This is a genomic window from Thermomonospora echinospora (genome assembly GCF_900108175.1).
GTDB lineage: Bacteria > Actinomycetota > Actinomycetes > Streptosporangiales > Streptosporangiaceae > Thermomonospora > Thermomonospora echinospora.
The window spans coordinates 20,555-39,770 of record NZ_FNVO01000038.1 but is presented as its reverse complement, the minus strand read 5'-3'; the positions used below and the strand labels follow the sequence as shown (position 1 = coordinate 39,770).

Below are 19,216 nucleotides of genomic sequence, written 5' to 3'. Positions count from 1 at the left end.
TGAACATGGCCTGCCGGAACGGGCCCGGCGCCCGCGAGCCGCGTGGGGTGCCGATCCGGCGGCGATGTGCCGCCAGCAGCCGGGCAACGTAGGCGACGACCGGACGGGGGACATCGAGCATGGCAGCATAGGGAACCAACGCAAAGCCTCTGGTGCAGCGGACGAGATCTTGTGGTGAGACCTGTCCTACCAGGGGCTTTGCGGCTTCCAGAGGGCAACAGCACAACGCCCCGCAACGTCCCCTGCGCCTGCTTCCTTCCAGTACGCCCGTTCACTTCCGCTGAGAAAACCTCAATGCCTGCGGCCGGTCACCGAACGCCGGATGAGGACCCTGCCGTCGAGCCAGAACGCGTTGCCGTAGTGGCGGGCCAGCGAAACGGCGACGATGGAGTTGGCGACGACCAGGAACACAAGGAAGAGGACGCCCGGAACCTCCATGCCCGCCTCCCAGCCGATGAACATGACGCTGATCGCGGCCAGCACCAGCTCCGCCAGCACAAGACAGGGAAGCAGACAGCCGAGCAGGGCGAACCATCTCGACCGAGGCAGGCCGACGTCCAGCCGGATCATCCGTACTCCTCCCGCCCCCGGTCCAATGGATCTTGGCAAATCACAGACGTCCTGTCAGCGCCCGCACCCGAATCCGGCCGGCAGCGGCACGGCACCCTGCCGGTTCCATGTCGTCCGGTGACGGCCAGGGCACGGCGAACAACTGACCGGTGCGGGCGGCACCGCCCGCGGAGCCCATCGGGTCCGACCGGTCGGTCATCCCTCTGGCTGCGTGGCGGGCCTCTCCTCGCGGGCGCTGATCTGCTGTTCGAGCCGTTCGAGGCGAGTCCTGCGCATGCTCAGGAGCTTCAGGGACACGATGAGGAGGACCAGGAGCACGGCGGTACCGGCGTACACGCGCGGTTCCCCTTCGGTGAACGCGCGCAGCAGGCCGACCGCCGCCAGCGCCCCGAAGATCCAAGGGTTGCTCCGGGCCGCCGACTCCAGTTGCGTTCGCCGGCGTTCGAGCATCGCGAGCAGCGGCCGGTCCAGTGCCGGATCGGCCGGGGGCTCCCCGACCCGGACCGCTCGCGCCAGTGCGAGGAGATCCTGCCTGCTCAGGTCTCCCGCCGTCTCCCGGAGCCTGCGACGTTCCCTGACGACGGAGGACGTGATGAACGCGGGAAAGCCCACGCCGAAGGCGACACCTCCGGCAAGCGCGGACCAGGCATCGGCCTGCGGCATCAGCAGCCACATCAGCACACCGAACGACGGCCCGCAGAAGGCGCACGTCAGGAGGAAGTACGCCCACGGGGGAGCAACGGTGATTTTGTCCCGCCAGTTCGCCATGAGATCAACATGCCACGATCTTGCCCTCAGAGACACCTCTCGCAATCGGAACGAGAGGCTGCCGGAACACGGCCGTTCGCAGTGCCGGCCGCTGTCGGTATCAGGGGGTCGGGGGCCCCTGCGCGACGCGGGCGAGCACTGGCGCGAGGCGGTCGAGATCGTCACCGTCCATGCGCTGCCGTTCGTCCCACCAGGTGGCGTCCGCCCCGGCCAGCGGCTTCAGCAGACTTCGGCGAAGGTACGGCGGCTGTGGACCAGCAGTTCGCGCACCGCAGGGCTGTGGGTGCTCTTCCAGACCAGGGTCAGCAGGGCGGGGGTCTCGACGTCGGCGATGGGGACGGCGGTGAGGCGGTCGCGGTAGTGGGCGGACATCGAGGCGCTGAGGATGGCGACGCCGAGGCCACGTGCGGCCAGGTCCGCGATGGCGTCCGCGGCGCTGGCCTGCAGGGCGATCCTGGGGCACAGCCCCTGCGCGGCGCTGGCCTGGTCGAAGACCGTGCGCAGGCCGGTGCCGGGCGGCATGCACACGATCGGGTGGTCGGCCAGGTCGCGCAGCGTGACCTGCCGTCGCCCGGCCAGGGGGTGGCCGGGCGGGACGGCCGCGACGAGCCGTTCACTGATGATCGTCAGCGCGTCCAGGTCCCCGGGGACGGCGCCGGCGGCCCCGACGAGGGCCAGGTCGAGCGCACCGGCGCGCACCCCTTCGACGAGCCGGTCGGAGTTGTCCTCCAGCAGTGAGATCTCCACCCCGGGATGCGCCCGGTGGAACGCGGCGAGGGCGTCGAACAGCGGCGTGACGGTGCAGCCGATGACCATCCCGACCGTGAGGCGGCCCCGGATCAGGTCGGTCACCTCGCTCACCGCCTGGCCGACCGCCTCGGCGGCGGCGAGCGCGGCGCGGGCGTGTTCGAGCGCGGCCTTGCCCGCGACGGTCAGGGTGGCGGTGCGCGCCGACCGGTCGAACAGCTCGGCGCCGAGCTCGTGTTCGAGCCGGCGGATCTGGGCGCTGACACCGGACTGGCTGATGTGCACCCGCTCGGCCGCCCGGGTGAAGTTCCGCTCCTCGGCGACCGCGACGAAGTACTCCAGCTGCCTCAGGTCCATGACTACAGATTCTAGTTTCCAGAAGAACCATCTGTTGGACTTCTGGCAGGTAGGTGACCAGGCTGGGAGGCGCCGAAGCACGACTCCCAGGAGGAAGCCATGCCGGACTACGACGCATACGACAAGGCCATGCGGCCCGAGGACATCACCCGCCTGTTCGTCGAACGGTCCAACGCCGGTGACGCGGCCGGGGTCGCCGCCCTCTACGAGGAGGACGCGGTGCTGGCCTACCCGCCCGGCAGCCAGACGGTCGGCCGGGAGGCGATCCGCGCACTGTGGGAGAAAGTACTGGCCGGTCGCCCCCGCTTCGAGCCGGAGGAGCCGCTGCCCACACTGGTCAGCGGTGACATCGCACTCACCTCGACCCCGCCCGGGGACGGTGCCGGCGCCCGCGCCCAGGTCGTCAGGCGCCAGCCCGACGGAAGCTGGCTGCGCCTGCTCGACCAGCCCGAGTTCGTCCCGCCCGCCCGCTGAACCACCCACGGGGAACGCAGCCACCGACGAGCGGCCACCACCGACGACGGCCCGCCCGGCCGCGACGTCGCTACTGGACGACGGCGGCTTCCTCGGCGACGTTGAGGCGGGCGCCGGCGATGACGGCGTACAGGGCGCGCAGCGCGGCGCCGGCGTGGTTGCCCCAGTGGTTGAAGTAGGAGTACTGCCACCACCACAGGGCCTCCAGGGGGCGGCCCCTCTCGTAGTGGCGCAGGCCGTGGACGAGGTCGCTGGCCACGTCCACCAGGTCGTCCGACAGGCGGTAGGCGGTGGGCTCGGGGTCGTTGTAGGGGTCGAAGACCTCGACGTACTCGTCCACCGGGGCCAGCCGCTGCGCGAGGCCCTGGCGGACCTCGTCCAGGTCGGGGTCAGGGCCGAGCTCGGGCTCCCAGTTGTCAGGCGGGATCACGTCGGCGCTGGCGCCCAGCTGCGCCCCGGCCAGGATGACCTGCGAGACCTCCAGCAACAGCACCGGCAGGGTGTGCGTGGCGGCCTCACCGCGCGCCACCGCCTCCAGTCCGCTGAGGTAGTTGCGGACGTGCAGGGTGACCCGTTCGGCGAGCGTCTCCCACTCTTCGGGGCTGTTGCTGCGGGGGGGAATGTCAGACATCGAGGAGTCTCCGTCCTTCGAACGCGCGTCCCAGGGTGACCTCGTCGGCGTACTCCAGGTCACCGCCCACCGGCAGGCCGCTGGCCAGGCGGGTGACCTTGAGGTGCATCGGCTTGACCAGGCGGGCGAGGTAGGTGGCGGTGGCCTCGCCCTCCAGGTTGGGATCGGTGGCCAGGATCAGCTCGGTGACCGTGCCGTCCGCCAGCCGCTGCATCAACTCGCGGATCCGCAGGTCCTCGGGGCCGACGCCCTCGATGGGGCTGATCGCCCCACCGAGCACGTGGTACCGGCCGCGGAACTCGCGGGTCTTCTCGATGGCGACGACGTCCTTGGACTCCTCCACCACGCAGATCACCGCCGGGTCGCGGCGCGGGTCCCGGCAGATCCGGCACTCGTCCTCCTCGGCCACGTTCCCGCAGGTGCGGCAGAACCGGACCTTGTCCTTGACCTCCCGCAGCGCCTTGGTCAGCCGCTCCACGTCGGCCGGGTCGGCGGCCAGCAGGTGGAAGGCGATCCGCTGCGCGCTCTTGGGGCCGACGCCGGGCAGCCTGCCCAACTCGTCGATGAGGTTCTGGACGACCCCTTCGTACAACGGTCCCTCCCCTTGGCTGTGTCGGTCGGCGGCGCGGTCCGGGCTACATGCCGGGCATACCGGGCAGCCCCGGGAAACCGCCCCCGCCGAACCCCTGGGCGAGCGGGCCCATCTTCTGCTGCTGCAGCTCGGCGGCGGCCCGACCCGCGTCGCGGATCGCGGCCAGCACCAGGTCGGCGACCGTCTCGGCGGTGTCGGCCGGGTCGTCGACGTCGATGGCCTTGGGGTCGATGACCAGGCCGGTCACCTCGCCCTGGCCGTTGACCGTAGCGGTAACGAGCCCGCCGCCGGCGGTGCCGGTCACCTCCGTATCGGCGAGCTCCTGCTGCGCGGCGACGAGGTGCTCCTGCATCCGCTGCGCCTGCTCCAGCAGTTGCTGGATGTTGAGCTGACCACCGGGTTCCACGGCTTCTCCGTTCCTTCCAGCCCGCAACGGGGCCTGCCCCCGACCGCTGGACGTCTGTCGTCCCACCGAGGTTACGGCCTCCCGCTCCGATGCGGTACGCGTCGCCGGGCAGCGCTTACCCCGCGACGGCGATCTGACACACGTGTTCCCGGACGTTCCCGGGCCGCCGCGACCGTGGTCGGTCCGGAGCGCGGCGACCGACCGGACGCGGCCGGGTCCACATCTGGCATAGGGATATCAGACAGTGCAAAACCCCTCAACACTGGTATTTTCTGGCTTCACTATCAATGAGTGAGTGTCCATAAAAGCAACAGTCGGCCAAGGTGGGGAAAGGTCTGTTCAATATCGCTTTGTGGATAGTGGTTCTTGGATACCGGATCATCGGACGCTGTGACGATGCCGGAGTCGCCACCGCCTGGTCGCAGCCCCCGGCACCCGCGGGGGGCGGGTGGCCGGACGGGGCGGCACCACGCACCGATGGGCGCGCCCAGAGCGGTCCGGGAGGGGCGTCCCCGAAGGCCGCCGCCGACCCGTCCTCCGCACGGACGCCCCCGGGGCGGGCGCGGAGGCGGGGAGGGGAAGGCGGCCTTCATCATCGGGGCGATCCTCTTTCCGCTGCTGCTCGCCGTGGCCACGTTCTTCGGCGCCTACTACATGGGCCCCATGCAGGAGAGCCGGAACGAGCAGGCCAAGGATCAGCGCCTGGCCGAGGAGCCGCCGCTGCGGGTGTCCCTCGCCGAGTCGTGGAACGACGACGTGGACGTGCTCTGGCGGTACGACCGGCCCCTGCCGGCCGCCGAACTCTCCGAACTCGACCGCCTGCGCCCGTCGGTGGCACTGCTGGACCGGTTCGCCAGGACGCACGGGGGCATGCGCTCGGGCAGCATCTGCCTCACCGACTCCTGCGACACCTCCCAGACGCGTTTCAAGATGACGCTGGTGGGCCGCCGCCACATCCCGCTCCAGATCATCCAGATCAGCGCCCGCGTCCTGGCCCGCCGCGAGCCGGTATCGGGAACGCTGGTCGTCGGGCCCAGCGGGGGCTCGGAGGATGTCGAGGCCGGCACGATCACCCTCGACTCCGACGATCTCCGGCTGTACGCCGTCGACCAGGGCGGCCGGGCCACCCGGCCCTACTTCGACCGCAAGTTCGTCTCGCTCGAACAGGACGAGCCGATCGTGTTCGAGGTCCTGGCGACCAGCAGTTCGTCCGACATCGACTGGGAACTGGTCATCGAGACCGTGGCCGGGACCGCGCGGGAGACCGTCGTCGTCCGCTCCGACGGCACACCCCGAGGACGGCCGTTCCGCAACCCCGGCAAGGTCCTGTCCTCCTCCGCCTACGGCGCGAGGGTCGAGTGCACGGTCGGCGCACTGTCCTGCGACCTCCATTAGCCCGGCGGCCGGCCGGGGGTCTGCGGCGGGCAGGGAGTCGTTCCGCAAGACTTGGGCCGTGCTGAGTGAGGCTGTGCGGCGGCGGGCCGGGGAGCTGGCCGTGGACGGCGGGTTGCCCGCCTTCGTGTACGACCTGGACGCGCTGCGCGAGCATGTGGCGGGGATCCGGGAGGCGCTGGCCAGCGGGCCGGAACTGTTCTACGCGGCCAAGGCCAACCCGGACGCGCGGATCCTGGCGACGGTGGCGCCGTATGTGGACGGCATCGAGGTGGCCTCCGGGGGCGAGCTGGAGCACGTCCGGAGGGTGCTGCCCCAGGCGCGGCTGGCGTTCGGAGGGCCGGGCAAGACGGACGCCGAGCTGGCCCTGGCCGTTCGGGAGGCCGAGCGCATCCATGTGGAGAGCCCGTACGAGCTGGCACGGCTGGCCTGCCTCGGCCACGAGGCGGACGTGCTGCTGCGGGTGAACCTGGCGGGAGACCGTCGGGGCGTGGCGCTGGCCATGTCCGGGCCGTTCGGCATGGACCCCGAGGCGATCGAGGCGTGCCACGAGATCCTCGCGGCCGCCCCCTGGCTGAGGCTGCGGGGCGTCCACGCCCATCTGGCGTCGGGCCTGGACGCCGACGCGATGCTGCGGCAGTCGGCCGAGATCCTGGAGTGGGCCCGCCCCTGGCTGGACAAGGCCGGATGCACGCAGGCGCCCGAGTTCAACCTGGGCGGCGGCATGGCCGTCGACTACACCGACCCGCAAAGCCGCTTCGACTGGGCGAGGTACGGACGAGAGATCGCCTCCCTGGCACACCCCGGACAGACGCTGCGGATCGAGCCGGGACGTGCGGTGACCGTCTACGCAGGCTGGTACGTGACGCGGGTGCTGGACGTGAAGAAGGCCCACGGCCAGTGGTACGCCGTCCTGAGCGGCGGCACCCACCACCTCCGCACCCCGGCGACCAAGAACCACGACCAGCCCTTCACCGTCATCCCCCAAGGCGAGCAGGGGCCTTCAGCGACCTCGGCAAGGGTCACGCTGGTAGGACAGCTCTGCACTCCCAAGGACGTCTTCGCCCGCGAAATACCGGTGGACAGAATCGCCGTAGGAGACGTGGTGGCCTTCTCCATGGCCGGCGCCTACGCCTGGAACATCTCCCACCACGATTTCCTCATGCACCCGAAACCGAGCTTCCACTATCTCTCTACGTGACTGACCTGGGCCTTCCAGCCCGTTCCGGTCCACTCCGGTGCGGTGCTGTTCGCCCAGGTCAGTCGGCATTTCTGGGGTCTGTCGGTTGGGGTCGGATCCGGTGCGCTCCGGGGCATTCCTGCCCATCCTGATGACAGGGTGTTGACACGGAATCGGCCGCGTCAACACGTGTCAACAAGATCGTTGCCCGCTCCGAACGAGATGTTGACACGGTTGACCCGTGAGGACTGGCCGTCCTGTAGGCGGGGCAACTTCGGAGGGGCGGGACGGAGGTGGACGGATCCGGCCTTGGTTAAGGGGAGCGGGCCGCTAGCCTGCCTGGGCGAACGGGCTCCCTTGGGGCTGCCCGGCTCAGTCCGATGGGCGGCCCGCTCAGGATTCCTTGGCCAAGGCGGGATCCGGCAACCGGAGGCCCGCCCCGGAGCGACGGACGTTCCAGCATTGCGATCGCAGTGCTCGACTGGCGTTTTGGGCTGTTGGCTGATTGCGGCGGAGCTGAGTGGCAGGCTGTACGGCTGCCACGAGGTCAGTCGACAGATCATTCGCTGCGAGAGTAAGGGCACGATCGACGGCGTCGCGGGTACGAGTTCCCCTCCGGCCGTCCTTACAACGGACTCTCCGTCAATCGTCAAGAACGACGATCACCACGTTTTTAGAGATCAACGTTCGAACCCAGCGATCTGGCAAACATCCCCCTCTGCGTCCCGCATGCAGGTACAAGTCGCACTCGTCATCACTGGTGAAACCGACAGGGCCTTTCCGGTGCGGTAAAGTTGATCAAGTCGCTCAGCGGCAAGCTTGGTGATGCGACCCTGATCATGCTTACAGAGCTTCCCTGAGCGCGACGGTGAGTCTTCTCCCAGTTCTTCCGGGTGGTTCCAGTTGGACGATGACTTCCGGGATGGTCCGTGTCCAACATCAGGTGCGGACTGCCCGGGTGGGTGGGCGGGTACATCGCAGCGCTCAGTGAACACAGCTCAAGCCGCGCCTCGCTGAGGACTCCAGGGTGTGCACGCGGTGAGGCGGCCAGTGATCAAGTTGATGACGGTCCGGCTCCTGGTGGGCGTGATGGCTGGTGCTGGCACCCTGACCTCAGAGTGAGGCTGAGCCAAGATGCTTTGGGAGAACGAATCGAAGCTCGACGGCGACGGGCCGAGGACGGCGCGGAGTGCCGCCCGCAGGCCCGATCTGCCGCCGAGCTATCGGGGTACTACAGATCTACACAAGCACAGTCGTGGCCTGAAATTACTGGGAGTTTCTGGTCACTCCAGCTCAAGCAGTACCCAGCTGCCGTAGCGGTCGTCACGGCCGTAGTTTTCCCATTTGGTCCGCAACAGGAATAACGGTGGCCGTTCCCATCCACGTCCGTCCCCGCTACCCAGTTCAGCCCCTGCTGTATAGCCCCTGCGGGTCCATCCTCGTCCAGTGTTGTCCAGACCCGCCGTTAGTAAATCTACAATACACAGATGTACCATAATCAGAGGCGAGGCGTACGGAGCCCACAGTACCACCGTGGATGCCACCCGTCATGGGACCCTGGCCTTCTGCTCACCAGCAGTAACGATCCCTCACTCCGACCATGTCGTCCGCCAGGCGTGCAGGGCAACCGGGTGTGCCACGGTTGCGACAGTAGTCGATGTTGCCGTCAGCTTTATCGCCACCCGCACCCGCATGGTCAGGAGACAAGCCGATCCAGAGCACAGTGACCTCCGTAACCACTTGAACCCACGACTTAGACCGAAGTGGATGCAACGGCTGTGGAGCCCTGAAAGTATGAGCCCATGACAGTACATGAGCCTTCCCCCATACGCCGGCATCCCAGTGCAGTCGGTGCGTGGACAGACAGAAGATGAAACTAAAACATGGCGTTCTGTGCGGGCGGAGCTCAGTGCATCGATGCCAGCTGTAACATTGGATGGTCATGTGAATCTATGGATGCAGGTCGAAGACAAGAACGAGTGTGATTTCTAGGTGTCCCACGAAAAGAAGTCTTACGATCAAACCCTTGTGGACCTAGAGGGCCGAGTGCCTCGTCTTGCAGCGCCCCTTCGCGAAGCGCAACGACGCAGAGAAAAGAGAGCTGCTGGGCTCGTAAGCGATATTAGACTTAGCGGAATAAATGATCTACTAATTCGACTTGACGATCTGATAATAGCATTTATCGACCATCCTTCATTTAAGGGGCTTGCTTTTCTGCTAAGGCGTAGTGCGGCGGACTTTGAAACTGCACTAGAAGCGACTATATCGGGTTATAGTAGCGTCGCCTTCGACGCCATGAGAGATGTTCTAGAGATCGAGTACCTTCTGAGGGATTTCGCTCTCGACCCCGCCAACATTACAAACTGGCTAGATGCTGATCAGAAGACACTGAAGAAATATTTCAGCCCTGTCAAGGTTCGTGAACGCTTGAAAACTGCTGGTATTGGAAATTTTGGCGAGAACGCAGAATCCAGGGACTATCGTGCACATAGTATGTCTCTGCATCTAAGTCCGCATCGCGTAGGTTTGCTACCTGGCAAGGGCCTTGCAAGGGATCGCTTGTTCCCCAACGATTTTGGCTTTTGGGAAATATTTCTCCATGCACATGGCCTCATATCCGCTATACGGAGCTTGACGGAAGCACTTGCACCAGAATCAGAAGTACACCATTTGGCATCGCAGGATTCAGCACTCCTGGCGGAGGCGCGAAAAGATGTTCAGCACACACAGGAACTCTACTATTCGATGTTTGAGGCTCGGAACCTCCTAAGAGGAAACAGGCCTGGCGAAGCTTGTGCTGTTCTATCGATTGCGTTGCGTGATGCGGGGGCGATCCGGGGAGAACTTCTCACGGAAAGTAAACTGGAGGCCTTCTACGATGAAGCTATAAGAGTTGCTCAAGGTGAGGTAAGCCCAGCACAACAAATAGCTGTCTTGCTAGTTGCTATCCTGAACAGCACGGATGGTCAGTAAGTAAATGGAAGCGAGAACAGCTTTGCGAAGTTGGCTCTAGTGTTCCCGGAGCACGAAAGGCTCCGGTTGATGACAAGTTCGAACCAGAGCCTTCCGTAGTCAGCCCCGGGGGGGATCAAACAAGCCCATCACGGACATCAGCGCCAACGTCACGGTTACGGCCGTAACGAATGCGCCTCCCGCGTAAAGGAAGGCGGCAGCTAGAGTGCTTCCGTCGAGTGACTTGAGAATTCCCGCCACTATTGCTATGATCACACCGAGGAGCACAGCGATCAGGGCGTACAACCTCTTCAGTTGTGAGCTGTCCACTACCTTCCCTCCTGTTCCAGCTCCGAAAGAAGCTGGAACTCCACCTTCCTCCCTACAGAGGAGAGGAAGCTGATCACCGTTTAGCGGCCCAACACGCCGCGCTCGGGAGTCGAGTGCCAACCGGTGAGAAGAGAAGCTTGAACAGGTGTCCAGCGGCAGCGAAGCCCACCAGACTGCTGGCTATCTTATCACTAGATCGCTGGCTAGCACTACAGGTTCTACGGCCTCCCCTCCTTGACTCCGCACCACGGTGGGGTAAGTGATCGGCAGCTAGCTAAATCGTCGTCGGGAGCGCCGGCGGTTGTAGAGGGCGAGCGCTCTGCAACCGATAGCTTGAAGTGGCGACGCGCTGACCTCGCGTAATGCTCAGTCCTGTCGATACTAGCCTGCACGGCTACGATAGGTATCGTTGAAACGTGCGTGCGCCATGGCGGTGCTGGCGCTTATATTGCAGACATGGTCGATTCCCCAGACATCATGGATGAGCGGCGTAGGACGCTCCGCTGCTTGAAATATGAGTTGTATGGTGAAGCTGCCCTATCGATGCGCAAGATCATAGAGGCGATCTGTGCCACCGGTGGTTATAGCACAAAGGACATGAGCCTAAAAGCTGCCATCGATAATAGGTTCCATGCGCATCCCCGCCTCGCAGCCTGGGCGCATCAAATTCGCTTTCTGGGGAACGATCACGCACATTTCGGTCATGCCGAGATCACTAAGGCCGATGTCTATGATGCGCTTGCGCTGCTCAATGCGATTTATGACGTAGAGGCGGGATATAGTTCTGAACCATTCACCGAGCTGGCAGCTGAGGCGCTAAAGCTCCGCAGGAACCCTACGGGTCAGCAAGGTTATGTAGGGGCTGAACGGTACTGGTTTGGTGGAGAAGATCCCCTGCTTCGGGCGCGTAGTCGGGGATCATATCTGATCTCTGGCATCGAAGAGGCCATTGCGGCAGGTGCACGCAGTGGTTCCGTTGATTGGGAGGAAGAAGGTGCATCGCTGGGGGATGTCACACTGGCCTGGTCAGTCGATAAAATCAAAAATATTATAGGTGTCGATCCAGCAATCTTTGGCAATTCTGGCTACGTGTGTACAGGTGCAAGTTTGCCGATTACTGCACACGCATTTGATTGGGATGCCGTGCATGACCTCTGGTATGAAGGGCTTGACGCGTGGCTTGAGACTGGCGAGGGGAGTGATTGGCGGTATAGAGAAGTTGCCGAATATCACGCTAATCTCTGTGATTCGCCATATTGCCCACATGGTGAATATCATTCATATTGAGGTTGCAATGAAGTTGGATATTGCTAAGGCGGTTACGCGATACCGATGCAGCAGAAGCTGATGGGAAGGACTGTGTTCCTGGCGCGCCAAGGAGGGCTGCTGCTGGCGGCGTGTAGCAGCACTCCTTGATGTATGTAGGGAAAGTCCTCAAACGTCCTGGCCCCGTCATGCCAGTTGGGGCGGACGCCGTACGGCTCGGAGGTCAGTCGATCGGTTCAGATGTTGCCCAGACGCGTTCGAAGCTGTCCAGGTAGGTGCTGGCCATGTCGCTGGTGCTGGCCTTGTGGAGGTGGATGACGGGGGCCTGGGCGGCGGGTACGCCGTAGACGTGTGGGTTGATCATGAGTTCGTCGTCGGCGCGGTAGATCGAGGTGTACAGGGTCGTGTCGTGCTGGCGTATGGCGATGCCGTCGATCTCGCACAGAGGACGGTAGAACACGAGGGCGTTGCGGATCTTGGCGGCCATGGCGTCGCCTAGTCCCTCGTCGGCTCCTCGGTCGGCGATGCGGGGGCCGTCGGGGTTGCCGAGAAGGATGCGTACGGTGACGCCTTCGCGGGCCTTGTCGGCGATGACGCGCAGGAGGCCGAGGTCCTCGGCGAGGAACAGGCCCGCGTAGACCAGGATGCCGATCTCGTGGTCGGCGGACTGGAAGAGGTGTTGCCACGCCTGGCGGGGGACGGCCGAGCGGTGCGGGTAGGTGGCGATGATCTCGGTTCCGGGCTGTTCGACCCTGGGGCGGCTCGTCTTCAGCCTGGGCCATAGGTCTGCCTCCTCAGTCTCAAGGAGACGGGCCAGCTCGGACCGGTAGCGCGGGTAGGGGACTCGGCCGGCGATCCAGCGTTGGACGGTCTTGGGATCGACGTCGAGCCGGGTGGCTATGTCGGCTTCGCTGAGTCCTGCGTCGGTGAGCGCTCGGCGCAAGGTGTCGTTCATGGACCCTCCCGGGAGACAAGGCCATGAACGACGCTAACAGAAGACGTCCCTAGACGTCCCTAAGTGCCGGTAGAGAGGTCCCGCCGCTGACGGGAGGCTCGGTTGCGTGGCGAACGGCTTCCGCACTCGCCGTTCCCCCCACACAAAGCGACCCCGGACGGTGTTGCCGCACCGCTCCCCGGGGTCTGGCCAGGAGGTGAGTCCTGACTTGAACAGAACCCTAGAGCCCCCGCCCGCATGGCCGATCCCCGTGCCCACCACGGAGCAGACGCGGCGGCGGCAGGCCGCCGAGATCCGCGCGCAGTACCCCGATGCCGTCGTCTGGTACGGCAAGAAGGCCGAGCTGTGGATGGCCGCCCCGACCGGCGCGGCCGGCCTCATCTACGCGCCGACCGCTGCCGGCTTGGCGCACCAGCTCGGTGAGCACTACAAGCAGTTCCTCCAGACTTCCCGCCCGGCACCCGCGCGTCCGACCCAGCGCCGCACGCCGGGCGGGAACCAGGCTGGCGCGGTGCTGCGGTCGATGCCCCCACGCCCCGTGGCGTCCCGCACCACCGCGCCTCCCACTCGGACCGGTCGTGGTCGTCACGAGGCCCGTATACCTGGCCGGTTCCGGCGGACCATGGTCGGACTGGGGCTGATGGCGAGGACGGCATGAACCGTGACGAGGTGCTCGCCGAGATTCGCCGCCGCGCGGACCGCGAACACGGGACGCTCGTCCAGGCGCTGAACATCCTCCTCGACGACAAGCTCACCGGCATGCGTAAGCACATTGAGACGCATCTCGGCGGGCCGGTCCCCGAAGGGCACATCGGTTACATGCTCGGACTGGACAACGCGGCCGGTTACGTCGAGGAAGCCCTACAGGAGGCGTTCAGCCTGTGGCCCGACAACGAGCCGCGCGAGTCGTGGCGCGACCGTTTGCCCCTGTCTGACCGGCAGGTCGAACTGTCCCGGGAACTGTGGGTGGCGGTGATGGCTGTTCTTGACGGCCACGGCAACGAGCACGAGCGCGACGCCGTTCGGCACGAGTTGCTCACGCTGGGGTGGGCCTCCTGGTATCCCGACCTGGACGACCCGACCGTGATCCGGCAACGGCTGCAAGCCCTGCTGCCCAAGACTCGCGGGGGCGGTGAGTAGCCGTGTACAGCGTGGAAGACGCGTCTGCGATGGCCGTGCTGAGGATCCGCTACCCCCAAGCGCTCATCATCCCGATGTCGTGCGGTATGTGGGTGGGACACACCTGCGTCGGCCTCACCCGGGCCGAGTCGCCGGGGCAACTCGATGAACGGCTGGCGGAGATCTACGCCGAGCCGTGCCCCGTCATTCCGCTGCGTGGATCGAACGGCGGATAGGAACCGGGCGGCGGCCTGGTAAGCCCCTGCCCTGGGCCGCCGACCCTCCCAGACGCGGGTGTACCGATGCCGTGGGGAGGAGACGGCATCGGTACACCCGCTTGAGAGATAGAGGACCGATGCGGCAGATCACCCTGACGCGGGAGCCGGACGGCATCTGGATCGCCACCCAGGACGGGACACCCGTCGCCACGTTCTACGAACTGGGCGAGGATTGGTGGCAGGGATGCTTTCCCAACGGGGCACGTCGTCAGGTGTACGTCCCGCACGGCGGTGAGCAGGAGGCAGCGCGCCGCCTCCTGCGTTGATCGTCGGCGGTGGCCCCGTGCATGTACCTGGTCCAGCCGGGACGGCTTGCTGGAAGACGTCCCTAGATGACCCGTTGCCGTCCGTGGACGTCTCCCGTAGCGCTCGTAACGTCACAGGCATGAGCGACATGACTGGTTGGGCGAGTGAGACCGCCCGTAGCATCCTCGAAACCCCGCTTCCGCGCCGCTGGGCGCACACACAGGGGGTGGCCGCGCAGGCTCGCAGCCTCGCCCCGATCATGGGCGATGACGCCGACCTGCTTGAGGCCGCGGCGTGGCTGCATGACATCGGGTACGCCCCGGCGCTGGTGGTCACCGGGTTCCATCCGCTCGACGGCGCTCGTTACCTGCGTGACGTCCTGGGCGCGCAAGACGTCCTGTGCCGTCTGGTCGCGCATCACTCCTGCGCCATCATCGAAGCGACCGAGCGTGGTCTTGCCGGGGAACTGGCGGGTGAGTTCCCGCCTGGCCCCAAGGCGCTGACGGAAGCGCTGATCTACTGCGACATGACCACCGGTCCGGACGGTACGCATCTGACCGTTGAGCGGCGGCTTGCCGAGATCCATGCCCGCTACGGCCCCGGTCACCTGGTCAGCCGCGCCATCGAGGCGGCGTCCCCCCGGCTTCTCGGGGCCGTGCACAACATCGCCGGACAGTTGCCGGTGGCCGTGGTCTGAACGCTCAGCCGATGATCGGCTGATCTCGGTTCTCTAGATAGTGGCCGATGCGCAGGCGCATCGAGCGGTCCATCTGGCGGTTCATCGCCTCCGCTGCGGCGATCCAGCAGACCTCGCGGGATTCGTTGCTCGTCGTCGGCTCGCCACCGATGCGGCGGGCCGTGAGCACGATGGAGAACTCCTGGCGAACCTCTTCGTTGCTGGTGTAGCGGATGACGTGCTGGGGGTCGGTGTAGATGCCGACCAGACCGGTTACCTCGCAGTCGATGCCGGTCTCTTCCTTGGTCTCTCGTACGGCCGCCTGCGGGAGAGATTCGCCGAGATCGATGGCACCACCAGGAAGCGCCCAATTGTCATTGTCGGTACGCCGGATCATCAGGATTTCCCCGGCGTCGTTGGTGACGACGACATTGACGGAGGGAACGAGGCTGTTGGCCTTGGGCGCGTTCGGGTCGTTGTAGTAGTCGATCCTGCGGGCCATCACTCTCCCGGTAGCGGTGTAGCACCTTCCCAGACCCGTTCAAAGCTGTCGAGATAGGTGTTCGTGATGTCACCGCCGGCGACTTTGCGCAGGTGCCATACCGGGGCGTGAGGTGCGGTGACGCCGTAGACGTGGGTGTTGACGAGCAGCTCGTCATCAGCCCGGTAGATCGAGTTGTAGAGCACGGTGCGGTGCAGCCGGAACTCTACGCCGTCGATGGCGCGCAACGGCCGGTACAACACCATCGCATTGTGGATCTTCGCCGCCATGGCGTCGCCGACACCTTCGTCTGCGCCGCGCTCGGTGACCTGCGGGCTGCCGGGGTCGCCCAGCAGGATTCGCACCCGTACGCCGGCGCGGGCCTTCTCCGCGAAGATCCTCTGCACTCCGGCGTCCTCGGACAGGAACAAACCCGCGTAGACCAGTACGCCGATTTCCCGTTCCGCCTTCGCGAACAACCGTCCCCATGCATCACGTGGCACGGACCAGCGATGCGGGTAGACGGTGATGATCTCGCTCTCTGACGCGGAGGCCACCTGTTCCCGGGAGAGCGCATCGGGCCACAGGTAAGTCTCATCGATCCCCAGATGTGAGGCCACCGCGAAACGGTGCCGCCGGTAGGGGGTGCGTCCCGTGGTCATCCACCGTTCGACCGTCTTTTGATCGACGCCGATCGCCTCGGCAAGCGCGGCCACGGTCAACCCTCGCTCCAGCAAAGCCGCGCGGAGTCGTTCGTTCGGCATGCACCCGACCGGTTCATCAGGACGTCTCAGGACGCCTTCACTTTAGTGAGGACGTCCCGAACACGTCCAGCCGCGCAGTGATCCCGTCCATGCGCCGAGTCGCACTCTCGATTGCGTCAGGTCCACTCACGCATCCCCGAGGGAGTGATCTTCGATGTTCAACGCAATCGTTCTGCTGGCGGTCTTCCTGGCCGGTGGCGCGCTGGGCGTGTTCGCGATGCTGCTGGCCGGCATCCGCGCGGAGGAGCGTCACATGAGCCTGCGCGGCACGCCGGGCACCCGGACCCGGTCCGCGACGCGTCGTGTCCTGGGCGTCCACGTCTACGAGCCCGCCGAGCCGGCCGCCGCCCGTCACGCGGCCCGGAGGTGAGCATGCGCGATCTTCCGGACAGCATCTCCGGACGTAGCTGCGAGTGCGGCGCTCGCGTCGAGCGGGGCAACAAGCGGTGCCGCAAGTGCCGATCCCGCGCCCGCTGGCTTCGCCGCCGGTCCCGGAAGGGCGACCAGTAACCCCCCTCGCCTCCGGCGTCGTTCCGACCCAGCTCGACAGGCAGGACGGCCACCAGGGTCATGCCCCCCTATCGGCCCTGCTCAAGAGATCCGACCGCGCGGGGCTGTGCGGTCCTCTCTGCCCGATCAGTTCTCAACGTTCGCAACGGCCAAGCGGGCTGTGCCCGCAGGACAAGGAGGTGGTGTTTTGAGGTTCCCGATCGACTCGACACGGCTCACGTTCGTAGTGGCGGACGCGCCGCAGCAGGCGCGCGACTTCAAGACCAAGCAGCCGAAGACCACTCCGGAGGGTGCTCCGGTGTTCGTGGTCTCCCTGCTGGCGATGGACGGCAAGGACTCGGCTCCGGTACGGGTGCGGCTGGCCGGTGACCCGGGCCTGGCCCAGGGACAGCCGGTCCAGGTGGCCGGACTGGTGCTGAACAAGTCCAGCGGTGCCAGCGACATGAGTTGGTGGACGGCCGACGCGGTCCTGCCGTTGGCGCCGGCACCGTCCCAGGGCGGGCCGCGTTCGGCGTCTACCGGCAAGGCTCCGGCCTGAACCGGGGGCACCGATGACGACAGGAGAGAAGAAAGACCCGTCCATCGGCCTGGCCGAGATCCCCGGCGACTTCAGCGCGACGCTGGGCGGCGACGACGGGGCGGTTCCGGTGCCGTGGCGGGCGTCGTATGCGATCAGCCTCAGCGTGGTCGACGGCGTACGGCTGATGTACGTCATCGATCACGCGGCCCTGACCCCGTGGGCGTGGCGGGTTCCCGTCGATGCCGTGCGGCGGCAAGCGGTGGCGAGGATGGCGCTGTCGGCCGGTGTGCTCTCCCGGGGTGACGACCGTCCCGCGTCCAGCGACGGCGGTTACCGCTGGCTGCGCATGACCGCGTTCGGGCGGTCCGGTCAGCGCGTGTTGCCGGTGGTCGGATCAGACGAGGATGCCGCCCTGGCGAATGCGTTCCACGCACTGATCCCCGCGTCGGTGTGGCAACTTCTCGCCGAACGCCGTGCGGAGTTCCTCGCCGGGGCTGCCTCGGACGGCGGCACGCAGCGGGGTGAACGCTGATGAACGTTGGCGGACCCCAGACGAAAGGCCGTCCGGTCGGTGTTCCTCCGGCGGTGCAGAGGCCGATGCTGCCGATCCGGGCGGAGTACTCACCGGCCGCTCGGTTCACGGTGTACGTGCTGCGTCCCGCGTGGCTGTGGCGGCGGGAGATCGCCTGCGCGCTGGTGCTCGCTGCGCTGGGCGGCTGGGCCTGGATCCGGTACGGGCTCGGGGCGGCAGTGGGCATCATCGTCGGCGTGGTCGCGGTCTGCCTGGCCGTGCCCGTGCTGCGGCGAACGCTCGGGCTGATGCTGTGGCGGGGCCGGCTCCGGCGCGGCTGGGACGCTGCCTGCCGGTTCGCGGGGCTGGCGACGGTCAACGACCGGATTCCCCGGATCGTGAAGATACGAGCCGTTCCGGCGGGCGAACACATGCGGGTGCGCATCCCCAAGGGCGGCACCGTTGAGGATCTCGCGAGTGAGGCCGAACGGGTCGCGGTGTGCTTGCAGGTCCGCGAGGTGCGGGTCACCCGTGATGTGGACCGCGCGCACCTGGCGGAGGTGGAAGTGATCCGCCGTGACCCGTTCCTGCCGGACAGCGCCCAGACGGTGAGCGGGGTCATCGGGTGGCCGTGGGCGGACGCGCATCGGCTCGACCTGTGGAACCCCGTCCCGATCGGCATTGATGAACTGGGCCGGCATGTCACGGTCACCCTGCCCGGCCGGAACCTGCTGCTCGGCGGTGAACCGGGAGCGGGCAAGTCCTCGGCTCTGTCGGTACTGATCGCCTGCGCCGCACTGGATCCCACCGTCCGGATATGGGGCCTGGACGCCAAACGGCTGGAACTGGCGTTGTGGCGTCCGGTCCTGGATCGGGTGGTGGCGAACGACATCGATGAGGCCATCGCCGCCGCGACGGACCTACAAGCGATCATGGATCGGCGGTATGAGGCACTGGAGGCGGCGGGGCGACGCAACGTCACTCCTGCCGATGGGCCGCTGTACCTGGTGCCGGTGGACGAACTCCGGTTCTTCACGGCTCATTCCGACCGCAAGAAGCGTCAGGCGTTCAATGACCTGGCGATCGACCTCGCCGCGCGGGGCCGTGCCGCCGGGATCATCCTGGCGGCGGCCACACAGAAGCCGTCCACGGACGTGGTGCCCTCCAGCCTGCGGGATCTGCTGGCCTACCGGTGGGCGATGCGGTGCACCACCAAGGACGCGTCCGACACGATCTTGGGCGCGGGCTGGGCGACCGCGGGCGTCAGCGCGGCCACCATCGACACCCGGACCCCCGGCGTCGGGCTGCTGCTGGCCGAGGGCGACACCCCTCGGCGGGTGAAGTCCTGCTACCTCACCGATGAGCAGATCCGCGCCATCGCGGCGCGCGGCAAGGCCCTGCGAGACCACTACGGCCATCGGGAGACCGATGAGGGCGACCAGCGCGCCGCGTGAATCCCTGTGGGCGGTGTTCTACCGCCACCCAGAGAAC

The 19,216-nt window shown here is 66.3% G+C and carries 23 protein-coding genes; 14 read left to right on the top strand and 9 right to left on the bottom strand.

Annotation, left to right across the window (positions count from 1 at the left end):
- Window positions 1-291 precede the first annotated feature (291 nt).
- The 3 genes from C4U03_RS37960 to C4U03_RS37950 form a co-directional block, all read right to left on the bottom strand.
- Window positions 292-570 carry a hypothetical protein gene (locus C4U03_RS37960; RefSeq protein ID WP_103944639.1) on the bottom strand — a complete coding sequence of 93 codons (279 nt, stop codon included), beginning with the start codon at window positions 568-570 and terminating at the stop codon, window positions 292-294.
- 195 nt (window positions 571-765) lie between these two features.
- Window positions 766-1,338, bottom strand: coding sequence for a hypothetical protein (locus tag C4U03_RS37955; RefSeq protein WP_103944638.1), 573 nt, complete (start codon window positions 1,336-1,338; stop codon window positions 766-768).
- A gap of 219 nt (window positions 1,339-1,557) precedes the next feature.
- Complete coding sequence (locus C4U03_RS37950) at window positions 1,558-2,442, bottom strand: LysR family transcriptional regulator (RefSeq protein ID WP_103944637.1); 885 nt, start codon at window positions 2,440-2,442, stop codon at window positions 1,558-1,560.
- Between the two features lie 99 nt (window positions 2,443-2,541).
- On the opposite strand from C4U03_RS37950, the gene C4U03_RS37945 reads away from it, so the two are divergent.
- The gene (locus C4U03_RS37945) at window positions 2,542-2,916 is read left to right on the top strand and encodes a YybH family protein (protein WP_103944636.1); all 375 of its coding nucleotides are present in this window, start codon (window positions 2,542-2,544) and stop codon (window positions 2,914-2,916) included.
- Window positions 2,917-2,986: 70 nt separating this feature from the next.
- On the opposite strand, the gene C4U03_RS37940 is transcribed toward C4U03_RS37945, so the two are convergent.
- Genes C4U03_RS37940 through C4U03_RS37930 form a run of 3 tightly spaced genes read right to left on the bottom strand, consistent with a single transcriptional unit; the run spans window position 2,987 to window position 4,545 of the window.
- On the bottom strand, window positions 2,987-3,547 hold the full coding sequence (locus C4U03_RS37940; RefSeq protein WP_103944635.1) for a DUF5063 domain-containing protein: 561 nt from the start codon (window positions 3,545-3,547) through the stop codon (window positions 2,987-2,989).
- Entirely contained in the window at window positions 3,540-4,139 is a 600-nt protein-coding gene (recR, locus tag C4U03_RS37935) for a recombination mediator RecR (RefSeq protein ID WP_103944634.1), read from the bottom strand. The genes C4U03_RS37940 and recR overlap by 8 nt, the downstream gene beginning before the upstream one ends.
- Window positions 4,140-4,182: 43 nt before the next feature.
- A complete protein-coding gene (locus C4U03_RS37930) occupies window positions 4,183-4,545 on the bottom strand; it encodes a YbaB/EbfC family nucleoid-associated protein (RefSeq protein ID WP_200827748.1) in 363 nt (120 codons plus the stop codon).
- A gap of 477 nt (window positions 4,546-5,022) precedes the next feature.
- On the opposite strand from C4U03_RS37930, the gene C4U03_RS37925 reads away from it, so the two are divergent.
- From C4U03_RS37925 to C4U03_RS37910, 4 genes are all read left to right on the top strand, one after another.
- Window positions 5,023-5,940 (top strand): hypothetical protein, encoded by a 918-nt coding sequence (locus C4U03_RS37925; protein ID WP_103944633.1) that lies wholly within the window; start codon window positions 5,023-5,025, stop codon window positions 5,938-5,940.
- A 58-nt stretch (window positions 5,941-5,998) separates the two neighbouring features.
- Window positions 5,999-7,138 carry an alanine racemase gene (locus C4U03_RS37920; RefSeq protein ID WP_103944632.1) on the top strand — a complete coding sequence of 380 codons (1,140 nt, stop codon included), beginning with the start codon at window positions 5,999-6,001 and terminating at the stop codon, window positions 7,136-7,138.
- A gap of 1,971 nt (window positions 7,139-9,109) precedes the next feature.
- Window positions 9,110-10,090 carry a hypothetical protein gene (locus C4U03_RS40220; protein WP_146087683.1) on the top strand — a complete coding sequence of 327 codons (981 nt, stop codon included), beginning with the start codon at window positions 9,110-9,112 and terminating at the stop codon, window positions 10,088-10,090.
- A gap of 765 nt (window positions 10,091-10,855) precedes the next feature.
- On the top strand, window positions 10,856-11,686 hold the full coding sequence (locus tag C4U03_RS37910) for a DUF4145 domain-containing protein (protein WP_103944630.1): 831 nt from the start codon (window positions 10,856-10,858) through the stop codon (window positions 11,684-11,686).
- Window positions 11,687-11,888: 202 nt separating this feature from the next.
- Here C4U03_RS37910 and C4U03_RS37905 read toward each other — a convergent pair whose 3' ends face one another.
- Entirely contained in the window at window positions 11,889-12,620 is a 732-nt protein-coding gene (locus tag C4U03_RS37905) for an XRE family transcriptional regulator (RefSeq protein WP_103944629.1), read from the bottom strand.
- A 208-nt stretch (window positions 12,621-12,828) separates the two neighbouring features.
- Between C4U03_RS37905 and C4U03_RS37900 the strand changes: the two genes are divergently transcribed.
- The 5 genes from C4U03_RS37900 (at window position 12,829) to C4U03_RS37880 (ending at window position 14,960) form a co-directional block, all read left to right on the top strand.
- Entirely contained in the window at window positions 12,829-13,278 is a 450-nt protein-coding gene (locus C4U03_RS37900; protein WP_146087682.1) for a hypothetical protein, read from the top strand.
- On the top strand, window positions 13,275-13,760 hold the full coding sequence (locus C4U03_RS37895) for a hypothetical protein (RefSeq protein ID WP_103944627.1): 486 nt from the start codon (window positions 13,275-13,277) through the stop codon (window positions 13,758-13,760). Before C4U03_RS37900 ends, C4U03_RS37895 begins: the two co-directional genes overlap by 4 nt.
- Window positions 13,761-13,771: 11 nt before the next feature.
- Window positions 13,772-13,975 (top strand): hypothetical protein, encoded by a 204-nt coding sequence (locus C4U03_RS37890; protein WP_146087681.1) that lies wholly within the window; start codon window positions 13,772-13,774, stop codon window positions 13,973-13,975.
- 119 nt (window positions 13,976-14,094) lie between these two features.
- A complete protein-coding gene (locus C4U03_RS37885) occupies window positions 14,095-14,283 on the top strand; it encodes a hypothetical protein (protein ID WP_103944625.1) in 189 nt (62 codons plus the stop codon).
- 119 nt (window positions 14,284-14,402) lie between these two features.
- Window positions 14,403-14,960 (top strand): HD domain-containing protein, encoded by a 558-nt coding sequence (locus tag C4U03_RS37880; protein WP_235018375.1) that lies wholly within the window; start codon window positions 14,403-14,405, stop codon window positions 14,958-14,960.
- 4 nt (window positions 14,961-14,964) lie between these two features.
- On the opposite strand, the gene C4U03_RS37875 is transcribed toward C4U03_RS37880, so the two are convergent.
- Together C4U03_RS37875 and C4U03_RS37870 are read right to left on the bottom strand one after the other, a co-directional pair.
- The gene (locus C4U03_RS37875) at window positions 14,965-15,441 is read right to left on the bottom strand and encodes an NUDIX hydrolase (protein ID WP_103944624.1); all 477 of its coding nucleotides are present in this window, start codon (window positions 15,439-15,441) and stop codon (window positions 14,965-14,967) included.
- On the bottom strand, window positions 15,441-16,184 hold the full coding sequence (locus C4U03_RS37870; RefSeq protein ID WP_103944623.1) for a helix-turn-helix domain-containing protein: 744 nt from the start codon (window positions 16,182-16,184) through the stop codon (window positions 15,441-15,443). The genes C4U03_RS37875 and C4U03_RS37870 overlap by 1 nt, the downstream gene beginning before the upstream one ends.
- 154 nt (window positions 16,185-16,338) lie before the next feature.
- Here C4U03_RS37870 and C4U03_RS37865 point away from each other — a divergent pair, with 154 nt between their 5' ends.
- From C4U03_RS37865 to C4U03_RS37850, 4 genes are all read left to right on the top strand, one after another.
- A complete protein-coding gene (locus tag C4U03_RS37865) occupies window positions 16,339-16,554 on the top strand; it encodes a hypothetical protein (RefSeq protein ID WP_103944622.1) in 216 nt (71 codons plus the stop codon).
- Window positions 16,555-16,881: 327 nt separating this feature from the next.
- Window positions 16,882-17,232: a hypothetical protein gene (locus tag C4U03_RS37860; RefSeq protein ID WP_103944621.1), complete on the top strand. Its 351-nt coding sequence runs from the start codon at window positions 16,882-16,884 to the stop codon at window positions 17,230-17,232.
- Window positions 17,233-17,245: 13 nt separating this feature from the next.
- On the top strand, window positions 17,246-17,746 hold the full coding sequence (locus C4U03_RS37855) for a hypothetical protein (protein ID WP_103944620.1): 501 nt from the start codon (window positions 17,246-17,248) through the stop codon (window positions 17,744-17,746).
- Between the two features lie 65 nt (window positions 17,747-17,811).
- Window positions 17,812-19,179 (top strand): FtsK/SpoIIIE domain-containing protein, encoded by a 1,368-nt coding sequence (locus C4U03_RS37850; protein WP_200827747.1) that lies wholly within the window; start codon window positions 17,812-17,814, stop codon window positions 19,177-19,179.
- Window positions 19,180-19,216 lie beyond the last annotated feature (37 nt).

Coding starts and splice junctions, on each gene's coding strand:
- C4U03_RS37960 (WP_103944639.1), bottom strand. CDS start 570: ATGATCCGGCTGGACGTCGGCCTGCCTCGGTCGAGATGGTTCGCCCTG.
- C4U03_RS37955 (WP_103944638.1), bottom strand. CDS start 1,338: ATGGCGAACTGGCGGGACAAAATCACCGTTGCTCCCCCGTGGGCGTAC.
- C4U03_RS37950 (WP_103944637.1), bottom strand. CDS start 2,442: ATGGACCTGAGGCAGCTGGAGTACTTCGTCGCGGTCGCCGAGGAGCGG.
- C4U03_RS37945 (WP_103944636.1), top strand. CDS start 2,542: ATGCCGGACTACGACGCATACGACAAGGCCATGCGGCCCGAGGACATC.
- C4U03_RS37940 (WP_103944635.1), bottom strand. CDS start 3,547: ATGTCTGACATTCCCCCCCGCAGCAACAGCCCCGAAGAGTGGGAGACG.
- C4U03_RS37925 (WP_103944633.1), top strand. CDS start 5,023: ATGGGCGCGCCCAGAGCGGTCCGGGAGGGGCGTCCCCGAAGGCCGCCG.
- C4U03_RS37910 (WP_103944630.1), top strand. CDS start 10,856: ATGGTCGATTCCCCAGACATCATGGATGAGCGGCGTAGGACGCTCCGC.
- C4U03_RS37905 (WP_103944629.1), bottom strand. CDS start 12,620: ATGAACGACACCTTGCGCCGAGCGCTCACCGACGCAGGACTCAGCGAA.
- C4U03_RS37895 (WP_103944627.1), top strand. CDS start 13,275: ATGAACCGTGACGAGGTGCTCGCCGAGATTCGCCGCCGCGCGGACCGC.
- C4U03_RS37885 (WP_103944625.1), top strand. CDS start 14,095: ATGCGGCAGATCACCCTGACGCGGGAGCCGGACGGCATCTGGATCGCC.
- C4U03_RS37880 (WP_235018375.1), top strand. CDS start 14,403: ATGAGCGACATGACTGGTTGGGCGAGTGAGACCGCCCGTAGCATCCTC.
- C4U03_RS37875 (WP_103944624.1), bottom strand. CDS start 15,441: ATGGCCCGCAGGATCGACTACTACAACGACCCGAACGCGCCCAAGGCC.
- C4U03_RS37870 (WP_103944623.1), bottom strand. CDS start 16,184: ATGCCGAACGAACGACTCCGCGCGGCTTTGCTGGAGCGAGGGTTGACC.
- C4U03_RS37865 (WP_103944622.1), top strand. CDS start 16,339: ATGTTCAACGCAATCGTTCTGCTGGCGGTCTTCCTGGCCGGTGGCGCG.
- C4U03_RS37855 (WP_103944620.1), top strand. CDS start 17,246: ATGACGACAGGAGAGAAGAAAGACCCGTCCATCGGCCTGGCCGAGATC.
- C4U03_RS37850 (WP_200827747.1), top strand. CDS start 17,812: ATGCTGCCGATCCGGGCGGAGTACTCACCGGCCGCTCGGTTCACGGTG.